The following is a 17,140-nucleotide window of genomic DNA, read 5'->3' on the forward strand; positions in this document are numbered from 1 at the left end:
GTTTCCTAAACGTATGAGCTATTCAAGGGCATAAAATTGAAGCTCAAAGCCGTTTACTAAGTGAACAACTGAGCCAACAGATATTGATAATTCGTCATAAAGCCTTGTAGTTCAACGGATAGAATAGTGGTTTCCTAAACCATAGATTGGGGTTCGATTCCCCACAGGGCTACAAAATATCGCCTCACTCATACAGAGTGGGGCGTTTTTATTTCCTCACTTTCCGCAGAATTTAGCTATATTTGCGGTGGAAAGTTCTACAATAGTTCTACAAGAAAAGACATGGCTACATTCAAGGCTGAGATTTACGCTCATCAAAAGAGAGCGGACGGCACTTATAATATCAAAATCCGCGTTACGCATAAGCAACGCAAGAAGTATCTCTCTACTCCGTGGTATGTGGGTAAAGAGGATTTGACCCGTGCCCTCAAACTGAAAAACCAAAAGTACATCGACATGGTAGAGGACACATTGCGCCGCTATCGCGCCATTTGCAATAACGTGGGCGAGGGGCTTGATGATATGACCGTGGAGCAAGTCGTTGAACTTATAACACGCAAGACAACTGAGCAGCCTTTTGATTTGGATATTGTGGCATATACTGAGGCTTTCATTGTCAAGCTGGAAAAAGAGGGTCGTGGCGGCACCGCCAAAGCCTACCAAGTTGCCATTAACAGCCTCAAGCGATTTGCCGAGCGTGATGTTGTAAGCATTAAGGAAATCACGGTGCAATTTCTCAACGATTGGATAGATTGGATTGGTAAGCAGCCACCACGGAGAAACTGCAAGAAAGGCGACCGAGCGCAAGGCTTATATCTCGCTCAACTCCGGGCAATGTATAATCGTGCAAAATTGGAGTTCAACGATGAAGAGGCCGGCATAATTCGCATACCATTCTCTCCATTCAATAAGATTACCATTCCTAAGCCCACGCTATCGCGCAAACGCGCTTTGACAGTGGAGCAGATGAGGGCATTGGCGAAAGTGCCTTACACGACCATTCTACAACCCGGTGTTAATCGCTTCAACTTTGCCAAAGACTTATTCCTTTTGAGTTTCTTTCTGGTGGGTATGAATGAGGCCGACCTATACGCCGCCACCGATTACAAGGACGGTCGAATTACATACCAACGCCAAAAGACGCGCAACCGCCGAGCTGACAAAGCCGAAATCTCTATTAAGATAGAGCCGGAGGCGCAAGCTCTCGTAGAAAAGTATCGGGACCCGACAGGGCAAAGGGTGTTCAATTTCTATAAGCTCTATTCCTCGACTGACACTTTTTGCGCAGCAATCAATAAGGGGCTGAAAAGGATTGGTGCTATTATCGGTGTTGATGATTTGGAGTTTTACGCAGCCCGGCATAGTTGGGCTACGATAGCCAACAATGATGCTGATATAGACAAATACACCGTCCACTCTGCACTCAACCATGTAGATGAGAGTATGCGCGTAACCGACATCTACATTCGTAAGAGTTGGGATAAGATAGATAAGGCAAACCGTGCCGTACTTGACTTGTTGGCATTGGATTTACCAAGTGTAGATGAGCCTAAAATTAGATAGTTTTGCTTAGGCAAAATGAAATTTTTGCTTAGGCAAAAGTTCGTAACGTACTGATATATAAGGGCAATTTTTCAAAGTTGCCTTTTTAATTTTGCTTAGGCAAAATGTTCCACGGAGAAAACGCCCCTAAAAATAGGCTCTCAAACACACTTTTTTAAGGTCGTTTTGCTTAGGCAAAATTTTACAACACAATTAAAATCAATGCTTTAATGATTTTATTTTGCTTAGGCAAAATGTTCCACGCCTTTTCATTTTGCTTAGGCAAAACATATAACACGTTGAATTATAGTGAAATACAAAATTTGCTTAGGCAAAATCTTTCGTTTGCCGTTTTGCTTAGGCAAAAGTTTGTAACGCATTGAATATCAAGCGCAATTTTTAAAATTTTGGATAAAATTTTGCTTAGGCAAAAAAATCTCCCTCGCGCCTGCGCGCATTATGCGCCTGCGCGCGTAAAAATATATACTCTATATAGAGAGTATAAGTAAAGTGTTAGTATATGAAATAGGGGGTGTGGGGGAAAGAACAAAACAGGGCAACACTCCGAAAGTGCTGCCCTGTTCTTATTCATCGAACATCTTGCCGGTGCCGGTCAAGAGCCATTTGGCATTAACGCCATAGTCGATTATCATAGGCTGGAGCCACGACACTTGAAACCAACCTCTATCCAAGTCTTTGCGATTTGCGATAAGATTCCGGCGGTCTATCTCGTATAGCCGGCAATAGGTGTTTACACCCCTAATTCTTTTCATCGCTACAATCGCGTCCAAAGCGCAATAAAAACGCTCCATGATTTGCTTGCTTACTGGGGTGTTCATTCCGGCTCTGTTCTTATTACTTTTGTTAAATCATCGTTGAGATACCATTTCTCTTTTCGGAGTATCTTTGCCCCCATAGCATTGTTGGCTCTGTATGTATGGCTAACATAACGGAAAAGCACCGCGTCCGGGTCATCACCATGCTCAATAAGATACGGGCGCAGCTCCATTGTCTTGTTGAAAATGGAATCGGGCGTCCACCCCTCGGCTTCGCCTTTTGCTCTTACTTGCTCCATTGCATAAAGCACAACGGTACATTCTTGAGGCTTTCCAAGCTCGACACACTCATAGCTATTTGGGTCGTTGAAACTTTCCTTGACGTAGTTCTCAACAGCTTTCTCGTATGGCTTTTGGCAAGCAGAGAGTAAGATTGCCATCGCAATAATTGTGAGTATCTTTCTCATCGGCTTATTCGTTCAATGCCCGGATAAGCTCAACGTCCGCTTTAAGTTGGTAAAGCTCATCGAGGGGCTGGTTGGTTATCTTTGCAGTCGTTATCGCCTTTTCAAGCTCGGTAAGCACTCTAAGGCTCTCATCGGGATTTACCCGGTTTACACTGGTGAGGCTTTCCTTGTAAAGCTCCAACACCATACGGTAGTATTTATTCATGCCATATCAATATTTAGTTTTTGTTCGATTATAGACAATAGGCGGTTCATCTGTTGTTGCGCCACATCAACTTGTGCTTGTGCGCGGTCTACTTGGTCTTGCGCTCTACGGGTTAACTCGTGAGCCTCTTTTGTGAGGTCTGCTTGAGCAGTCATGGCAGCAATGATTTTGTCTATCTCCGCTCCAAAGGAGCATGGTGGATTATTAGTAAAATCGTGACCGGCAAACTGAGGGTTGGGTCCCGTTATTGGCCCGTGGAAATGCTGGCCGCCACCGTGATTGTCTTGTGAGCCTATGAGCATAGCTCCCTCGCCTGTTTCAAGCCACTCACTATTGATTTGTGCGCTAAGTTTACTTAACTTGTTTATAAAATCCGGGCTTGTGGCTCTGCCATTAACGAGCTGTGATAGGTAGCTTTTGTTTGAGATACCCAATTTTTCACCCAAATCTTGTTGTGATGAAATTATGCCTTGACTTATTAGCCAGTGGACTATTGTCTTAATTCGCGTATTTTCAGCCATTTAGCGTTTTAATGGAAAAAATTCTTATAAAATAGTTTACTAAACATTTGGCGATTCGGATAAACTTGTTTATCTTTGCACCATAATAAGTTTTGTAGTGGCGCAAAGATACAAAAATTTGTGCTTACTGAACACATAACACTATAAGTTTTATAATGGAGAACAATAAAAAAACTAAGTTTCGACAATTCTATGACGCACTGCCACCAAAGGCCGATATAGCCCCTAAAACGGCATTCGTCAAGAAAATCGCGGCTATGTGCAAAGTGCATGAGGTAACGGTGCGCTGCTGGATAGCCGGCACCCAAAAGCCGGACGCACTTAAAACCTCTATTATAGCCAAAGAGTTAGGTATTTCCGAACAAGAATTATTCACCTAAAAACGCAACACCGATGACAGGAATACAAATCTTTAACACCGTTTGGCTTTTCATTTGGCTCTTATGTCTTGTGGGGGCAATCTGGGGAGTTTGCGCCGGCAATCCGGCACATTGGCTATCCGTGGTCGCTTCTCTCTACTTTTCTGGTTTGCTCTTTCTTGATAATGAGGACGGAGAAAGCCTCAAGGATTTACTAATTCGCAAATTGAAAGCGCATAGAAAATAGGCTATGACAATCACTATGGAATTGTACGAACTCAAAACGCTGTGCGCGAATATGGCGGCTCTGGGTGTTGCTACTTACCAAAAGGAAGCGGCTCCGGCAACTGACCTCATTTCCCAACGGGAAGCGTATCGCCAATTCCAAGAGGTGAGGGTTAAACGCTGGGTCGAAAATGGATTGATAACACCCCAACGCAACGGGGCTGCACAAAATTCCAAACGCTACTATTCACGCGCAGAGCTTATGGCTCTTAATCAAGCCGAAAGGTTAAACACAATAATTCACAAATAAGCATGAAAAAGATTTTTCTAAAATCCCTTACACTGGTAAACTTTAAGGGTGTGCGCGAGTTTCATGCCGATTTCTCCAATGCAGTAACGCTGGTATCTGGCGAAAATGGCACGGGCAAAACCACGCTCTATGATGGTTATCTGTGGCTGCTATTCGGAAAGGATAGCGCAGGGCGTAGCGATTTCAACATTAAGACGCTCGATGAGAACGGCAAGCCTATCTATCGTCTGGAACACTCGGTAACAGGTGTGTTTGTAATAGACGGCCGAGAGGTAAAACTGCAACGCTGCCTTGTTGAGAAATGGAACAAGGTTAACGGCTCCACCGAGGAAACGATGAAAGATGAAACCCAATTTTTCATCAATGATGTACGTTGCGGCACCAAAAAGGAATATCAAGCCGAAATATCCGAGATTATACCCGAAGATGTGTTTAGGCTTATAACCAATCCCTATCTTTTCCCCCGTCTTTCAGCCGAGGACCAGAAAGATATGTTGCTTGAAATCGTAGGCAACATAGATGATAATGAGGTGGCCGCGCTCAACCCGGAATTTATGGCATTGCTCGACCATATCAACGGCACTTCTCTTGCAAAATACGCTACCGAGGTAGCCGCCAAGAAAAAAGGGTGTAATGACGCGCTAACTACCATTCCGGCGGCAATCGAAACAGCCCAAAAGTTTTTGAACGACATAGAAGACTGGGCCGCGCTTGAAAGTGAGCTTACAACCAAGAAAGCGAGCCTCGCCAACATTGACGCTCAACTCGCCGATGTGAACAATGCGGCTATGGCTGCAAATCAGCGCAAGACCGAGATTGTGCGTATGTGCGGTGAAAAGCGAATTGCGTTAGGTAATCGTGAAAATGAAATCCGAGTGCAAGCCAGCTCTGACCGAAACAAGGCTATGGCAGATGTTCAAGCTATGGAGAGTGAGCTTGCGACCATACAGCGCAATATCGAATCCAAGCGTAACGAACTGACGGCATTAAAAGCCACTATCGCCAAGACCGACACCGAGATTGTAGAACTCCGTGCGCAATTTAAGGCCGTGGCTCTTGAAACCTACAAAGAGCCGGCACATGACAATCTCGTATGCCCTACTTGCGGAGAACCGCTTAGGGGCGAAAACCTCAAAAAGCAGCTTGAAACACTCCGTGGTAACTTTGAGCAGCACAAAGCCAAACGCCAAAAGGAAATCCAAGCCCGCGGCATACCTATGGGGCAAGCCTTAGAAGCCGCCAAAGCCAATGAAACACGCCTTACGGGGCAAATCTCGACCTTAGAGGATAGGGCGTTGGAACTCAAAGGTAAAATCGAATACGCCAAAGCTCATATTCCTGCCGCGCTCAACGCCGAGGAAATAATCAGCAAGGACGCACAATGTATTGCTCTTACCAACGAAATCCAAGAGCTTAACAACCAACTCAACGCCGATGTAAAGCCGGCCGACACAAGCGAACTGCAAGAGGCAAAGGCTATGCTTGCCGATAGTATCGCAGAACTCAATCAGCGACTGGGTAAGCGAGCCGCCGTTGACCGCGCCCAAAAGGAACTCGCCGAGTTAGAGGAAAAGCGCATAGCCAATAACCAAGCCATTGCCGATTTGGAGCGTTGGGAGGACACCTATACCCGTTTCCTCAAAGCCAAAGATGAATTGCTCTATCAGCGTATCAACGGCCTTTTCAGCTATGTTTCTTTCTCTTTCATCAAAGAGCAAAAGAACGGTGGCGAGAAAATCACTTGTGTATGCACCGTGGACGGCACCCCCTATCCCGATGTTAACGCCGCCGGAAAGCTCAACGCAGGTCTTGACATCATCAACGCCCTATGTAAAGCCAAAGGCTACTCCGCGCCAATATTCATTGACAACCGCGAGAGCGTTAACGAGGCTATCCCCACAATCTCGCAGGTTATCAATCTCCGCGTGAGCTACGACAAAGCATTAACAATCCAATAAGTTACTACAATGACGCAACAGACACAAAGGACTGCACCGGCCGTTGCTCCACAGCCGACAGCAACACAAGTCCAGAAAACGCCGGTCAATATGCTTAATGACTTACTCAACAATAGAGCAATGCGCAAGCAGTTTGACAATGCCCTCGGAGCGGGCGCACCGACATTCATAGCAGGCATATTGGAGCTTTTCAGCAGCGATAGCAAGCTCCAGCTTTGTGACCCTACCCTCGTAGTAAAAGAGGCTCTCAAAGCGGCCGTATTGCGCTTGCCTATCAACAAATCGCTCGGACAGGCTTTTATTATAGCCTACAACAACACCGTGAAAGATGAACACGGAAACAAGCGCAAGCAGTATGAGCCTACTTTCCAGATAGGCTATAAAGGCTTGTATCAGCTTGCAATGCGCACCGGCCAATATCGTATCATCAACGCCGATGTGGTGTATGAGGGCGAACTCCAAAAGAAATCAAAGCTCACCGGCGAAATCGACTTAGAGGGTGATAAAAAGAGCGATACCGTTATTGGCTACTTTGCCTATATCGAATTGCTCAACGGCTATCACAAGGCTCTCTACATGAGCGTAGAGGACGTTGCGAAACACGCAAAACGCTACTCAAAGGCTCTTATGTATTCCAAAGATGTTACCGTGGAATCCCTTATGGAGCTTGCAAAGCTCCCCGTGGTAGCAGATAGTGGCTCTCTGGGCTGGCTTGGCAACTTTCATGGCATGGCTATTAAGACAGCACTAAGAAATCTACTTAGTAAATATGGCTACCTCTCGGTTGAACTCCAAAAGGCTTTGGCGAGTGATGACATCACCGATGATGCTAAATTGGCATTATCGGCCGCTCAATCCATGCCGGCTATTGCTTCCACGACCGCGCCGCAGGCTATTGACGTTACCACGGTGGATTATGAGGACGTAGGCATGACTCCAGCCGATGAGTCAGAATTACCCACGGACAATATTGAATGTGGCTTTTAATTCGCTCGACTAATGAAATTGAAAGTATTAGGTAGCTCGTCCGCTGGAAATTGCTATGTTCTTGACAATGGCAATGAGGCTTTGATACTTGAGGCTGGTGTGGCTTTTGCGAAAGTCAAAAAGGCTTTGGGCTTTAATCTCCGCAAGGTGGCGGGCTGCCTAATTACACATCAGCATAACGACCACGCCAAGTACATACGCAATGTGGTGGAGTGTGGTATAACAACACTGGCACTCCCGGAGGTATGGACTGCAAAGCAAATCGAAAGTTCACGGGCCGTTGCTGTCCAGCCATACAAAGGCTACAAGCTGGGGCGTTTTAAGGTGCTACCTTTCCCTGCCTGCCACGATGTGCCCTGTGTGGGTTATCACATTATCCACCCCGATTGCGGACGTATGTTATTCTTGACCGATAGCTGCGATTGTTTGCAAATATTCCCACAACTCAATCATTTGCTTATAGAGTGCAACTATTCCACGTTCAACTTGCTTGAGGCGGTGAATAAGGGTTACACACTCAAAAGCCAGATTGAGCGACTACCAAACTCTCACATGGAGCTTGACACTTGCAAGCGAGTTATCCGTGAACATGACCTTACCGATGTACAAGAGATTGTATTGCTCCACCTCTCTGCTCACAATAGCGACCGTGAGCATTTCATAAGCGAGATAGAGCGACATACGGGTAAGGTTGTGTATGCCGCAAGTCCGGGTTTAACCATTGACATTACTAAGTATTGACATGGCAAAGGTGATGGTTGAAAAGATTAACGGGCTATTCAATCTCCGGCCCCTGTATGAGTGGTTTGCGCAGGTATGCGATGGGCTTTATCTCATTGAGGTAAAGAAAATCCGCAAGCCGCGCACCAACGACCAAAACGGTTGGCTCTGGGGCTGTATTTACCCAATGCTCTTAGACGGGCTTTTAGAGGCTGGTTGGGAGTTTACAACGGTGGAGCAAGTGCATGAGTTTTTCAAGGCTCTCATTGCGAAAGATAGCGTTGTAAACCGACACACGGGCGAAATCGTGGAATTTCCAAGCTCGACAGCCACAATGAATACCGTGCAATTCTCGACATATTGCGAAAAACTAAGAGAGTATGGGCGTGAATTTCTCGGAATCGAAATACCGGACCCGGATAAATATTGGCGCACGAATGATACAAGTAGCTGACAACGTAATCTCGGAGTTGGTAAGACACATTCCGATGATATTAGACCTCTTGCCGCCTAACCCTACCAAGAGCCTAAGAGCGGCAAATGCAATACGAATGACAAAGATAAACCTCAATAAATTAAAACAATTAGACGATGAGAGAAAACAAAGAACTCAAAATCACAACCGCGAATTATGAGGCTGCTTATGCAATGGCCGATGACAACACGCGCAAAATTCTCGCCACACTCGTGGGCGATAACGACACAACTGCAACGCCGGCTCGACCGGCACCCAGTCTATCCGACTACACCACCATACGCTCCTATGAGGACGCTTGTGAGGCTCTTGGAATAGAGCCAATCCTTAACAAATCACTACTCGTGCGTGATGGAGAAGGTATAGCAGACCTATTCACTCTCCCCAAGCATATAGTCGCACAGATGAAGTTAGAAATTATTTGCAAAGCTCTTTGGGGTGGAGAGAACAAATGCCAGCCTACCGCTGACGGGAGCAAAGTATGGTGGTACCCGGTACTTGCACTCTGGACACCCTCAGAGATAGCAGGCATGGAAGATGAGCAGCGCAAAGCCCTCCTGTCTGCCGGTGCGCACTATGGCGCGACTGCGGGTTTCGGTTGTCTGTCTGCGTCTTATCGTAGCTCGTGGACGACTGCGTATGGGGCGTTCCGCTTGTGCCTTGACACCGAGGAAAAGGCAGAATACTTTGGCAAGCAATTCGTGGAGCTGTGGGCTGAAGCCTATGCCTACAATTTCACGGTAGGCGGTCATCTTGAATAACTGCAACCAACAATCCCAAAATACATAAGGATATGCAAGATGTAATGTTTCCCAACGACCCGGTCGAAGCTCGTGAGCAAATGCTACGGGATAACTGCGACCAAATAGAGCCGCGTAGTTTTACGCGCTCTTTCTCCCAAGATGAGGTGAATGACCGCCGCGCCGAATTGGAGCAGGTATCAATCCAAATCACTGAGCTTGAAGATGAACTCGCCCAAGTCCGCGCCGACATAAAAGGGCGTATCAAGCCTTTGCTTGAACGCCGCGGCAAGATACTCGATGAGTTGAAAGCTCGTGGCGAGTGGGTAACGGCCGACACATTCAAATTTGTAGATGTGGACGAGGGCAAGACTGCCTACTACTCCGCTGAGGGTTACAAGATTGAAGAACGTGCCATGACACCACAAGAACGACAGCGCAACATCATTCAAGCCACGCGCTTTTTCAATCGCACCGGCACTGATGACTAAGTAATAATCACCCATAATTCAAACCACAATGGAAGATAACAACAAAATCAATCTGACAATCGAAAACTACACAGGCGAAAAGCCTATTGTGGTGGTTTACCGCGAGGGTATTGCCAGCAAGGTGCTGGACCAGAAAGCCCCGGAAAAAATCGAAATCGCCGGCGTACTCTCAATTCCGCTTGACTGGCTGGAAAAGCGCGTTGACACAATCAACCAAGCAGAGGCGTTTATTCTCGTTGAGCGCGACAAATACGCAATCACTCTCACAATCAACGAAAGCGACCCCTACAAAAAAGGCACAATAACCGGCTCCGCTGAACTCTCCGAGCTTTTTACAAAATTCGGTATTAACAACCCCAATGTGGGCTGGACACCGGCAAAACTGGGGCAATTCATTCGCCTCAATCGCGCAGCCTTTGAAGATAAGGAGATTTGTATGAAACTTGTATCTGCCCTCAAGAATTTCAAGGCTAACGCACAATCTCAAATCGAAAAGCAGCATGACCCGTCCGGCTCTCGTGCCGAGGTGTATCGCCAGACCGTAGAAAGCAATCTCCCCAAGTCGTTCACCGTTAAAATCCCCATTTTCAAGGGGCCGGAAAAAACCACGTTTGACGTGGAATTTGACCACTACCTCACGGACGGCGAGGTGTTCTTACAGCTTGTTTCTCCGGGCGCAAAGGAACTCACCGACCAATATTGCGATAAGACCATTGACGCGGTGCTTGACAAAATCCGCGGGGTTGCCCCCGACATTGCCATAATCGAAGCATAACGACTGCAACTCCCCTATGGCAAACAAGCGGATTAAATCCCTAATGCCTATTGACACGGGGGAATGGTTAGACAGCCCCCGTGTCAATACTCTCTCTTACGATGTAAGGGGGATATGGCTTACATTGCTTTGCTATATGTGGGAAAGCCCCACACGGGGAATTATGGCGCACTCTAACGGAAAGCCCTATACAAAGGGGCAAATCCTACGAGAATTGCAAATAGATTCTATCTCGCTTGAAATTCTCATTGAGAGCGGATTGTTGGCAATAGACAATCACGGAGTTTACCACTCTCCCGAAATGGTGCGCAAGGAGCGCATAAGTAGTGTAAGGCGCAATGCTGGTCGCAAAGGTGGAGAGATAACCAAAGGCAAGGTGTTTGCGGTTATACAAGAAATTACCCCCAATCAGCAAGCCTCCGTGGTTGTAGAGCCACCCCCCGAAAGCAAGCAAGCCACACCAATACCTCAATTATTCAATAATGAGGAAATTCCCGAAATGCCCCCAGAGCTTACGCCCGAACAAAAGGCGAAAGCCGAGAAAAAGAGAAAATATAAATACGCTGAAAATGTAAGCCTTACAAGAGATGAATACGCCAAGTTGTGTGAGGAACACACCGAGCCAGTAGTAAAGCGTATGATAGAAATTCTTGACAACTACAAAGGGCAGAATGGCAAGCGATACAGAAGTGATTATAGAGCTATCCTTAATTGGGTAGTAAACAGATATAACGATGAGCAACTAAGATATGGCACTCGACCCCCAACAATTACGACTACCGCAAAACCAGCAGGCGGCATTGGAGCTTTTGCGCCAAATGCAACAAGAGCGGTACAAATTACAACAGGAACAAGCCCGCAATCTGGTGATGCGCCGGCGAAAGACTATTCTGAAAGGTTTTAAGTATGACCTTACCGACCATGAGGAATACAACGTACACGCCGCTATGGTGCTTGAAATGGGTAACAACTATATGCTACGCGAGTTTTCGCAATTCGTAGTAGATGAGCATAATAAGAACGTGTTGCGTTTCTTGCTCTACTACTTCAACAATTGCCCCCTCGCTGAAACGGTGTTTCCAAATGAGGATTACAAGATTCACAAGAACATACTCTTAATCGGTGAGCCGGGTACGGGTAAGACTATGCTTATGCAAATTTTCGCTGACTATCTCCAAGCGACTCAGAACGACAACCAGTTTCGCAATATCAGTATGACCCAGCTAATGAACTATCAAAAGGTATTCGGGCATATTGACAAGTACACCTACAACGAACTTAAAGGAGCGAGCCGCCAAGAGGCTTATGACGGTGTGGACCCGTATAACATTTGTCTTAATGACTTGGGTATTGCGACCGAGCAGCAAAAGAGTTTTGGTACGCTTTTAACCCAAGTTACCGATGAATTTCTCTTTGCCCGCTATGAGATATATCAGCAGTATGGTAAACGCTATCATATCACAAGCAATCTGACCGTCAAGGAGCTAAAAAAACGCTTTGAGGGGCGTTTGCAAGACCGCTTCAAAGCATTCAACGTGATAGAGCTACACGGAGGTAGCCGCCGGCGTTAATCTTTCTCTCCCTAAAAGTGTGTTCACCGAACAATTACAAAGCAAAATGAAGCATAAATTTAACTACAACTGGACTCTCAAAGACGCTCATTTCAGCAAAGATAAGGGTGTGGTGTTTTCGTGCTTTGCTTGTGGGGGGGGTCAACAATGGGCTATAAATTAGCTGGTTACGATGTAATAGGTTGTAATGAAATTGACCCTCGCGTTATGAGCTTATACGAAACAAATCACCACCCACGCTATCCGTTTCTGGAACCGATACAGACATTCCGAGAGAGGACTGCATACCCGGACGCACTCTATAATCTTGACATTCTGGACGGGTCCCCGCCATGCTCCGCTTTCTCAATGGCAGGCAGCCGAGAGGAGGCATGGGGCGTTGAGAAAAAGTTTCGTGAGGGTCAAGCAACCCAAGTGCTTGATACGCTCTTTTTCGATTTCATAGAGGTTGCGCGAAAGCTCCAGCCCAAAGTTGTAATCGCTGAGAACGTGAAAGGACTCTTACAAGGAGACGCGAAAAAGTATGTGCAACGTATCTATGCCGAGTTTGACGCAGCGGGCTATTATTGCCAACACTGGCTACTGGACGGTCAGGATATGGGCGTACCACAAAGGCGTGAGCGTGTCTTTTTCGTGTGCCTTAGAAAAGACCTCATAGACCATGTGCCAGTGCGATACAATCTTTTTGACGTGGTACCGCACCTTAATCTCGCTTTCAACGAGCCACGCATAACGTGTGAGGACGCAGAACTTGAATTGGGCGATGAGATAACCACCAAATGCTATGTTGAGGACTACGGCCGCTTACAGCGTGGAGAGGAAAAGAAATATCAGCAATGTGCATTAGTGCAAAAAACAGACGTACACCCAACGCTCTTAGCAAGCTATCGTGATAAGGCAAGCCCTATGCCGGCATGGGAGCGCAAATGGCTCTCCAAATCAGACATTTGCAAAGTATCATCTTTCCCTCAAGACTACGATTTCGGCTCACAAAAGCCACACTATATATGCGGAATGAGTGTACCGCCAATAATGATTGCTCAAATCGCTACACAAGTTTATGAACAATGGCTATCAAAAATTAACCAAGTGAAATGAAACGCAAAAAAGTAATATTGACATTGTGCCGAGTATTCCCGGCCACTCATTCCAAAAGAGGGATAAACACCCTGTTTGCGGTCAAGCTCTTTGCCGGCCGCAAAATCCACACCATACGCGCAGATGAGAAAGAGCAATGGGAGAAAAAGATTGCCGACATCAACGAGGGCAAGAAAATCCTTTGTGTGCGTGAATGGACGGGCCGCCCCTACAACTCCGAGCAAGCCGACATAAAACAATTCGTGCAAGTAGGACTGCAAGACATCACAATTACCTACGGGGTTGATGATGAAACGCCTCAAGCATGGGTTGACGGAAAGCCGGTCCCGGTCGAATTACTCGCCAAGAATGACGGCCTCGAACTCTCTGACTTTATAGAGTGGTTTTTTGGTAGCGTACACAAGGGTAACGTGTTCAAAGGTAAGATTATTCATTTCACCGATTTTCGCTATTGATTATGATTGGCTTAATGGTGGGAGATTGCAAATGCTACAATGCCGATTGCGAAAGTGTCATGTGCGATATGCCCGATAACAGCGTGGATTTCATATTGTCAGATATACCCTACGATTTAGACCTTAACGGTGGTGGCGCACATGGGGATTTCTGCACACGCAAGCAGATACAATCGCGTAAGAATAGCTCTCTATATTTCGTGTCGCAAGGTATTGACTACGACAAGATTTTTAGCGAGTTTGAGCGGATTTGCAAGCGCGTGAATATATGTGTGTTTTGCTCTAATAAGCAGATAGGGCGCATAATGACATGGTGGGAGCAGCGAGGCTATGTGGCAACTCTTTTGGTGTGGGATAAGCCTAATCCTATACCATTAGGTAATGGGTGTTACATTAACAATCTGGAATTTATCGTGTATGTGCGCGAGAAAGGCGTTACCTACAACTCCCTCGGTTATGATATGCAACTGAAAACATTTCGCAATCAACCGCCCCAAGCCGCCCAGCGAATACATGAAACAGAAAAGCCCGTGAGCCTACTACAACACCTTTTGTTGCTCCATACGAAAGAAGGCGATATTGTCTTTGATGCTTATGCCGGCTCTTTCTCCACCGCGATAGCCTGCCACAAGGAAAAGCGTAAGTTTATCGGGTGTGAGATACTACAAAAATACTTTGAGCCGGCAATGAGACGCCTCGCTGGTGCTGTCGCTCAACAATCCCTTTTCTAACGAAATAACTATTAGTTACTATATGGAAACCAACGTAATAAATGCTACCAAACGCAAGGACATTTTTCTTGTGGACCCGCGTAACATCGTGGTGATGGACGGGTTTAACGTGCGCCGAGATTTTGACTTAGACGAACTCAAAGAGCAAATCAAGGCAAAAGGGGTGCTTAATGCCATTACTGTAATAGCTTTCAAGGATAAGGACGGTTTGGAACGCTACAAGCTGGTGGATGGTGAGCGTCGCTATCGTGCGACTATGCTTGCAATTTCTGAGGGTGCTGATATTCCCTATGTACCAGCCCTCAAAGCTCCGAAAGACGCAACCGTTCAAGACCTCTACATTGAGCAGATGATGAGGAATGAGGGTAAGAGGTTTACTGAGCTGGAGTGCGCAATCATGTTTCGCCGTTTCAAAGAGGAATTTGGCTTTTCACAGGTGCAAATTGCCGAAACATTCAAGAAATCCCCGGCTTTCATAAGTAAGTGCCTCGCATTGCTCGACCTGCCTCAGTATATGCAAGACAAGATAGCGAGTGGGGAGTTGTCGGCTAAGGCGGCCCGTGAACTTGCAAGTAACTATACCGACCCCTACGACCAAGTGAGAGCCGCCAAAAGTGCGGTGAGGACTGCAAAAGCGGCTGGACGTGCGACCGCTACCAACAAAGAGGTACAACGCTCCCTCAAGGACGCAAAGCAGGGTAAAGCAATCGCAGACGCTCTTAGGTGTGTCGCTGCCTATCTGGACGGTGAGCCGACCGTTGAGGTGGACGCTCTCATTAAATTGCTCGACAAGCACGGCACTCTATACGCAGCTATGAAAGAATATAAATCATCGCACAAGTAACATGGAACTCAACGAATACCAAAAGGCGGCACTCTCCACCGCTATTTACCCCAACGATAACAATATTAGTTATCTCGCGCTTGCTATTTGTGGCGAAGCCGGAGAGTTAGCCGATAAGGTTAAGAAAGTGATACGCGATAAGAACGGACAATTCTACATTGCCGACCTAAGCGCAATCGCGCTTGAATTGGGCGATATACTCTGGTATGCCGCCAATCTCGCTAAGGTGTTGGGGTATGACCTTTCCGACATTGCACAAATGAACATCGAAAAGATAAACGGCCGTGTTGAACGTGGTACAATCCACGGCACCGGCGATAACCGATAAAGATATGAAACCAATAGAATTTCCAGAACAGAACGCGCTCGCAACAAGCGAGGACGCGAATGTGCAACCGCTACCCTGTCGCATATCTGAGGACGGCACCCAAGTAATCTCTTGTTGGGAGCTTACCGAGGCAGACTTTGAACGCCTCAAGAGAAAGCCGCGGATATATGTATCACAAATGACGTATGGGGGTGCTATCCCACCGCTGTTTCTCACGTCCGACAATAACGACCTATTCACATACAACAAAATTCAACCCGAACAATGACACAAGACATCAAAGGGGTATGTGTCCGCACCAAAAGACCCCACAAGCCTATGCGCCTACCGCGCAAGCTGAAAAAGGACATCATCAAGACATCGGGCCGCGAGGCATACTACGAAATTATGGGCTATATGGCTCTGCAAGTCCTCATGGGAGGCAATCAGTATCTCTCAATCCGCAAGGTTAAATAAAATAATACAACGAAATGAAACTCTTATTTTTCGACTTAGAAACCACTGGAACGCTGGTAAACAAGCACGGAATACACCAAATTTCCGGGGCCGTTGTGATAGACGGCGAAATCAAGGAGAAATTCAATCTCCACGTTCAGCCTAACCCCCAAGCTCTCATTGAGCCGGCCGCCTTAGAGGTAGCTGATGTTACTGAGGCTCAAATCAAGGCTTACCCGCCTATGGGCGAAATCTACAAGCAATTTGTGGATATGCTCTCAAAGTACGTTGACCGCTACAATAAGAAAGACAAGTTTTTTCTTGTGGGCTACAACAACGCCTCTTTCGACAATCAATTTCTCCGCGCATGGTTTATCCAGAACGGGGATAAATTCTTTGGCTCATGGTTCTGGGCTAACTGCATTGACGTGATGGTTATGGCAACCCCCTATCTCGCCGACCGCCGCGCTGAAATGGAGAATTTCAAACAAGGCACCGTAGCCAAGACCCTCGGCATTGCTATTGATGAAAGCAAGCTCCATGACGCTCTCTACGACATCGAGGTTTGCAAGGCAATCTATGACATCGTTTGCGCCCGCTACTAAGGTATGATACACATTGGCATTGATACCGGCACCCACACAGGCATTGCCGTGTGGGATAGCCGGGGCCAGTGTTTCCGAGCCATTGAGGATATGGCAATCCACAAGGCTATGGAAATGGTGGCTCACTACAAAGAGATAGCCGACCAAGAGGGGGTAAGGCTTTATGTGCGTGTCGAGGACCCGCGACAAAGAACGTGGTTTGGCACTGAGCGAATGAGCCGCGAGGAAGAACGAAAGAGACTGCAAGGCGTTGGCTCTGTCAAGCGGGACGCTTCAATCTGGGAGGGCTTTCTCTCTGATTTGGGCGTGTGGTTTGAAATGGTAGCTCCCAAGCGCAATGTTACCAAGATTTCACACGAAAGTTTTGTGAACATCACCAAGTGGAAAGGACGCACGAATGAGCATAAACGTGACGCTGCTATGTTGGTTTTTGGGAGATAGTAAATTTTGTCGCCTAAAATGTGTTTAATAAACACATTATTTTGTATCTTTGCACTATTAACCGAGTTAATTTTTATCGTA

Annotated in this window: 24 protein-coding genes and 1 tRNA gene; 21 read left to right on the forward strand and 4 right to left on the reverse strand. The window is 46.6% G+C overall.

The features are described from left to right. The first annotated feature begins 100 nt into the window (after nucleotides 1–100). Together E4T81_RS14540 and E4T81_RS14545 are read left to right on the forward strand one after the other, a co-directional pair. Nucleotides 101–172, forward strand: a tRNA-Arg gene (locus E4T81_RS14540). 110 nt (nucleotides 173–282) lie between these two features. Next, the gene (locus E4T81_RS14545) at nucleotides 283–1,563 is read left to right on the forward strand and encodes a site-specific integrase (RefSeq protein WP_135045878.1); all 1,281 of its coding nucleotides are present in this window, start codon (nucleotides 283–285) and stop codon (nucleotides 1,561–1,563) included. 563 nt (nucleotides 1,564–2,126) lie between these two features. Here E4T81_RS14545 and E4T81_RS14550 read toward each other — a convergent pair. The 4 genes from E4T81_RS14550 to E4T81_RS14565 form a co-directional block, all read right to left on the reverse strand. Beyond that, nucleotides 2,127–2,315, reverse strand: coding sequence for a hypothetical protein (locus E4T81_RS14550; protein WP_245207098.1), 189 nt, complete (start codon nucleotides 2,313–2,315; stop codon nucleotides 2,127–2,129). Nucleotides 2,316–2,377: 62 nt separating this feature from the next. Further along, nucleotides 2,378–2,785 (reverse strand): hypothetical protein, encoded by a 408-nt coding sequence (locus tag E4T81_RS14555; RefSeq protein WP_135045880.1) that lies wholly within the window; start codon nucleotides 2,783–2,785, stop codon nucleotides 2,378–2,380. A gap of 4 nt (nucleotides 2,786–2,789) precedes the next feature. Then, complete coding sequence (locus E4T81_RS14560) at nucleotides 2,790–2,990, reverse strand: hypothetical protein (RefSeq protein ID WP_123481649.1); 201 nt, start codon at nucleotides 2,988–2,990, stop codon at nucleotides 2,790–2,792. Then, nucleotides 2,987–3,511: a helix-turn-helix transcriptional regulator gene (locus E4T81_RS14565; protein WP_135045882.1), complete on the reverse strand. Its 525-nt coding sequence runs from the start codon at nucleotides 3,509–3,511 to the stop codon at nucleotides 2,987–2,989. Before E4T81_RS14565 ends, E4T81_RS14560 begins: the two co-directional genes overlap by 4 nt. A gap of 155 nt (nucleotides 3,512–3,666) precedes the next feature. Here E4T81_RS14565 and E4T81_RS14570 point away from each other — a divergent pair, with 155 nt between their 5' ends. The 19 genes from E4T81_RS14570 (at nucleotide 3,667) to E4T81_RS14660 (ending at nucleotide 17,059) form a co-directional block, all read left to right on the forward strand. Further along, nucleotides 3,667–3,891 (forward strand): XRE family transcriptional regulator, encoded by a 225-nt coding sequence (locus tag E4T81_RS14570; RefSeq protein WP_135045884.1) that lies wholly within the window; start codon nucleotides 3,667–3,669, stop codon nucleotides 3,889–3,891. 241 nt (nucleotides 3,892–4,132) lie between these two features. After that, on the forward strand, nucleotides 4,133–4,405 hold the full coding sequence (locus E4T81_RS14575) for a hypothetical protein (protein ID WP_245207099.1): 273 nt from the start codon (nucleotides 4,133–4,135) through the stop codon (nucleotides 4,403–4,405). A 2-nt stretch (nucleotides 4,406–4,407) separates the two neighbouring features. Continuing rightward, on the forward strand, nucleotides 4,408–6,363 hold the full coding sequence (locus E4T81_RS14580) for an AAA family ATPase (protein WP_123481644.1): 1,956 nt from the start codon (nucleotides 4,408–4,410) through the stop codon (nucleotides 6,361–6,363). Between the two features lie 9 nt (nucleotides 6,364–6,372). Next, the gene (locus tag E4T81_RS14585) at nucleotides 6,373–7,350 is read left to right on the forward strand and encodes a recombinase RecT (RefSeq protein WP_123542489.1); all 978 of its coding nucleotides are present in this window, start codon (nucleotides 6,373–6,375) and stop codon (nucleotides 7,348–7,350) included. Between the two features lie 12 nt (nucleotides 7,351–7,362). Next, nucleotides 7,363–8,091, forward strand: coding sequence for an MBL fold metallo-hydrolase (locus E4T81_RS14590; protein WP_123481642.1), 729 nt, complete (start codon nucleotides 7,363–7,365; stop codon nucleotides 8,089–8,091). Nucleotide 8,092: 1 nt separating this feature from the next. After that, on the forward strand, nucleotides 8,093–8,524 hold the full coding sequence (locus tag E4T81_RS14595) for a hypothetical protein (RefSeq protein WP_123481641.1): 432 nt from the start codon (nucleotides 8,093–8,095) through the stop codon (nucleotides 8,522–8,524). Between the two features lie 137 nt (nucleotides 8,525–8,661). Continuing rightward, a complete protein-coding gene (locus E4T81_RS14600) occupies nucleotides 8,662–9,306 on the forward strand; it encodes a hypothetical protein (RefSeq protein WP_135045886.1) in 645 nt (214 codons plus the stop codon). Nucleotides 9,307–9,338: 32 nt separating this feature from the next. Continuing rightward, on the forward strand, nucleotides 9,339–9,776 hold the full coding sequence (locus tag E4T81_RS14605; RefSeq protein WP_123481639.1) for a hypothetical protein: 438 nt from the start codon (nucleotides 9,339–9,341) through the stop codon (nucleotides 9,774–9,776). A gap of 28 nt (nucleotides 9,777–9,804) precedes the next feature. Further along, nucleotides 9,805–10,551: a hypothetical protein gene (locus E4T81_RS14610; protein WP_135045888.1), complete on the forward strand. Its 747-nt coding sequence runs from the start codon at nucleotides 9,805–9,807 to the stop codon at nucleotides 10,549–10,551. A 163-nt stretch (nucleotides 10,552–10,714) separates the two neighbouring features. Next, nucleotides 10,715–11,455 (forward strand): hypothetical protein, encoded by a 741-nt coding sequence (locus E4T81_RS14615; protein WP_135045890.1) that lies wholly within the window; start codon nucleotides 10,715–10,717, stop codon nucleotides 11,453–11,455. Beyond that, nucleotides 11,421–12,122 (forward strand): AAA family ATPase, encoded by a 702-nt coding sequence (locus tag E4T81_RS14620; protein WP_245207100.1) that lies wholly within the window; start codon nucleotides 11,421–11,423, stop codon nucleotides 12,120–12,122. The genes E4T81_RS14615 and E4T81_RS14620 overlap by 35 nt, the downstream gene beginning before the upstream one ends. A gap of 147 nt (nucleotides 12,123–12,269) precedes the next feature. Next, nucleotides 12,270–13,220, forward strand: coding sequence for a DNA cytosine methyltransferase (locus E4T81_RS14625; protein WP_123481635.1), 951 nt, complete (start codon nucleotides 12,270–12,272; stop codon nucleotides 13,218–13,220). After that, nucleotides 13,217–13,675, forward strand: a complete 459-nt coding sequence (locus E4T81_RS14630; RefSeq protein ID WP_123481634.1) for a hypothetical protein — start codon at nucleotides 13,217–13,219, stop codon at nucleotides 13,673–13,675. The genes E4T81_RS14625 and E4T81_RS14630 overlap by 4 nt, the downstream gene beginning before the upstream one ends. A 68-nt stretch (nucleotides 13,676–13,743) precedes the next feature. Then, nucleotides 13,744–14,406, forward strand: coding sequence for a site-specific DNA-methyltransferase (locus E4T81_RS14635; protein WP_167761975.1), 663 nt, complete (start codon nucleotides 13,744–13,746; stop codon nucleotides 14,404–14,406). 22 nt (nucleotides 14,407–14,428) lie between these two features. Beyond that, nucleotides 14,429–15,250, forward strand: a complete 822-nt coding sequence (locus E4T81_RS14640; RefSeq protein WP_135045894.1) for a ParB/RepB/Spo0J family partition protein — start codon at nucleotides 14,429–14,431, stop codon at nucleotides 15,248–15,250. Between the two features lies 1 nt (nucleotide 15,251). After that, a complete protein-coding gene (locus E4T81_RS14645; RefSeq protein WP_123481631.1) occupies nucleotides 15,252–15,578 on the forward strand; it encodes a nucleoside triphosphate pyrophosphohydrolase family protein in 327 nt (108 codons plus the stop codon). Between the two features lie 264 nt (nucleotides 15,579–15,842). After that, complete coding sequence (locus tag E4T81_RS14650) at nucleotides 15,843–16,034, forward strand: hypothetical protein (RefSeq protein WP_123481629.1); 192 nt, start codon at nucleotides 15,843–15,845, stop codon at nucleotides 16,032–16,034. A gap of 14 nt (nucleotides 16,035–16,048) precedes the next feature. Next, nucleotides 16,049–16,618 (forward strand): 3'-5' exonuclease, encoded by a 570-nt coding sequence (locus E4T81_RS14655; RefSeq protein ID WP_135045896.1) that lies wholly within the window; start codon nucleotides 16,049–16,051, stop codon nucleotides 16,616–16,618. Nucleotides 16,619–16,621: 3 nt separating this feature from the next. Next, nucleotides 16,622–17,059 carry a hypothetical protein gene (locus E4T81_RS14660; RefSeq protein ID WP_123481627.1) on the forward strand — a complete coding sequence of 146 codons (438 nt, stop codon included), beginning with the start codon at nucleotides 16,622–16,624 and terminating at the stop codon, nucleotides 17,057–17,059. Nucleotides 17,060–17,140: the final 81 nt, after the last annotated feature.

The sequence above is a fragment of the Barnesiella sp. WM24 genome, assembly GCF_004570975.1.
In the GTDB taxonomy this organism is placed as follows: domain Bacteria; phylum Bacteroidota; class Bacteroidia; order Bacteroidales; family Muribaculaceae; genus Muribaculum.

Coding starts and splice junctions, on each gene's coding strand:
- E4T81_RS14565 (WP_135045882.1), bottom strand. CDS start 3,511: ATGGCTGAAAATACGCGAATTAAGACAATAGTCCACTGGCTAATAAGT.
- E4T81_RS14555 (WP_135045880.1), bottom strand. CDS start 2,785: ATGAGAAAGATACTCACAATTATTGCGATGGCAATCTTACTCTCTGCT.
- E4T81_RS14575 (WP_245207099.1), top strand. CDS start 4,133: ATGGAATTGTACGAACTCAAAACGCTGTGCGCGAATATGGCGGCTCTG.
- E4T81_RS14550 (WP_245207098.1), bottom strand. CDS start 2,315: ATGAAAAGAATTAGGGGTGTAAACACCTATTGCCGGCTATACGAGATA.
- E4T81_RS14570 (WP_135045884.1), top strand. CDS start 3,667: ATGGAGAACAATAAAAAAACTAAGTTTCGACAATTCTATGACGCACTG.
- E4T81_RS14580 (WP_123481644.1), top strand. CDS start 4,408: ATGAAAAAGATTTTTCTAAAATCCCTTACACTGGTAAACTTTAAGGGT.
- E4T81_RS14595 (WP_123481641.1), top strand. CDS start 8,093: ATGGCAAAGGTGATGGTTGAAAAGATTAACGGGCTATTCAATCTCCGG.
- E4T81_RS14610 (WP_135045888.1), top strand. CDS start 9,805: ATGGAAGATAACAACAAAATCAATCTGACAATCGAAAACTACACAGGC.
- E4T81_RS14585 (WP_123542489.1), top strand. CDS start 6,373: ATGACGCAACAGACACAAAGGACTGCACCGGCCGTTGCTCCACAGCCG.
- E4T81_RS14545 (WP_135045878.1), top strand. CDS start 283: ATGGCTACATTCAAGGCTGAGATTTACGCTCATCAAAAGAGAGCGGAC.
- E4T81_RS14660 (WP_123481627.1), top strand. CDS start 16,622: ATGATACACATTGGCATTGATACCGGCACCCACACAGGCATTGCCGTG.
- E4T81_RS14600 (WP_135045886.1), top strand. CDS start 8,662: ATGAGAGAAAACAAAGAACTCAAAATCACAACCGCGAATTATGAGGCT.
- E4T81_RS14615 (WP_135045890.1), top strand. CDS start 10,715: ATGGCGCACTCTAACGGAAAGCCCTATACAAAGGGGCAAATCCTACGA.
- E4T81_RS14645 (WP_123481631.1), top strand. CDS start 15,252: ATGGAACTCAACGAATACCAAAAGGCGGCACTCTCCACCGCTATTTAC.
- E4T81_RS14630 (WP_123481634.1), top strand. CDS start 13,217: ATGAAACGCAAAAAAGTAATATTGACATTGTGCCGAGTATTCCCGGCC.
- E4T81_RS14560 (WP_123481649.1), bottom strand. CDS start 2,990: ATGAATAAATACTACCGTATGGTGTTGGAGCTTTACAAGGAAAGCCTC.
- E4T81_RS14605 (WP_123481639.1), top strand. CDS start 9,339: ATGCAAGATGTAATGTTTCCCAACGACCCGGTCGAAGCTCGTGAGCAA.
- E4T81_RS14590 (WP_123481642.1), top strand. CDS start 7,363: ATGAAATTGAAAGTATTAGGTAGCTCGTCCGCTGGAAATTGCTATGTT.
- E4T81_RS14635 (WP_167761975.1), top strand. CDS start 13,744: ATGCCCGATAACAGCGTGGATTTCATATTGTCAGATATACCCTACGAT.
- E4T81_RS14655 (WP_135045896.1), top strand. CDS start 16,049: ATGAAACTCTTATTTTTCGACTTAGAAACCACTGGAACGCTGGTAAAC.
- E4T81_RS14640 (WP_135045894.1), top strand. CDS start 14,429: ATGGAAACCAACGTAATAAATGCTACCAAACGCAAGGACATTTTTCTT.
- E4T81_RS14625 (WP_123481635.1), top strand. CDS start 12,270: ATGGGCTATAAATTAGCTGGTTACGATGTAATAGGTTGTAATGAAATT.
- E4T81_RS14620 (WP_245207100.1), top strand. CDS start 11,421: ATGCGCCGGCGAAAGACTATTCTGAAAGGTTTTAAGTATGACCTTACC.
- E4T81_RS14650 (WP_123481629.1), top strand. CDS start 15,843: ATGACACAAGACATCAAAGGGGTATGTGTCCGCACCAAAAGACCCCAC.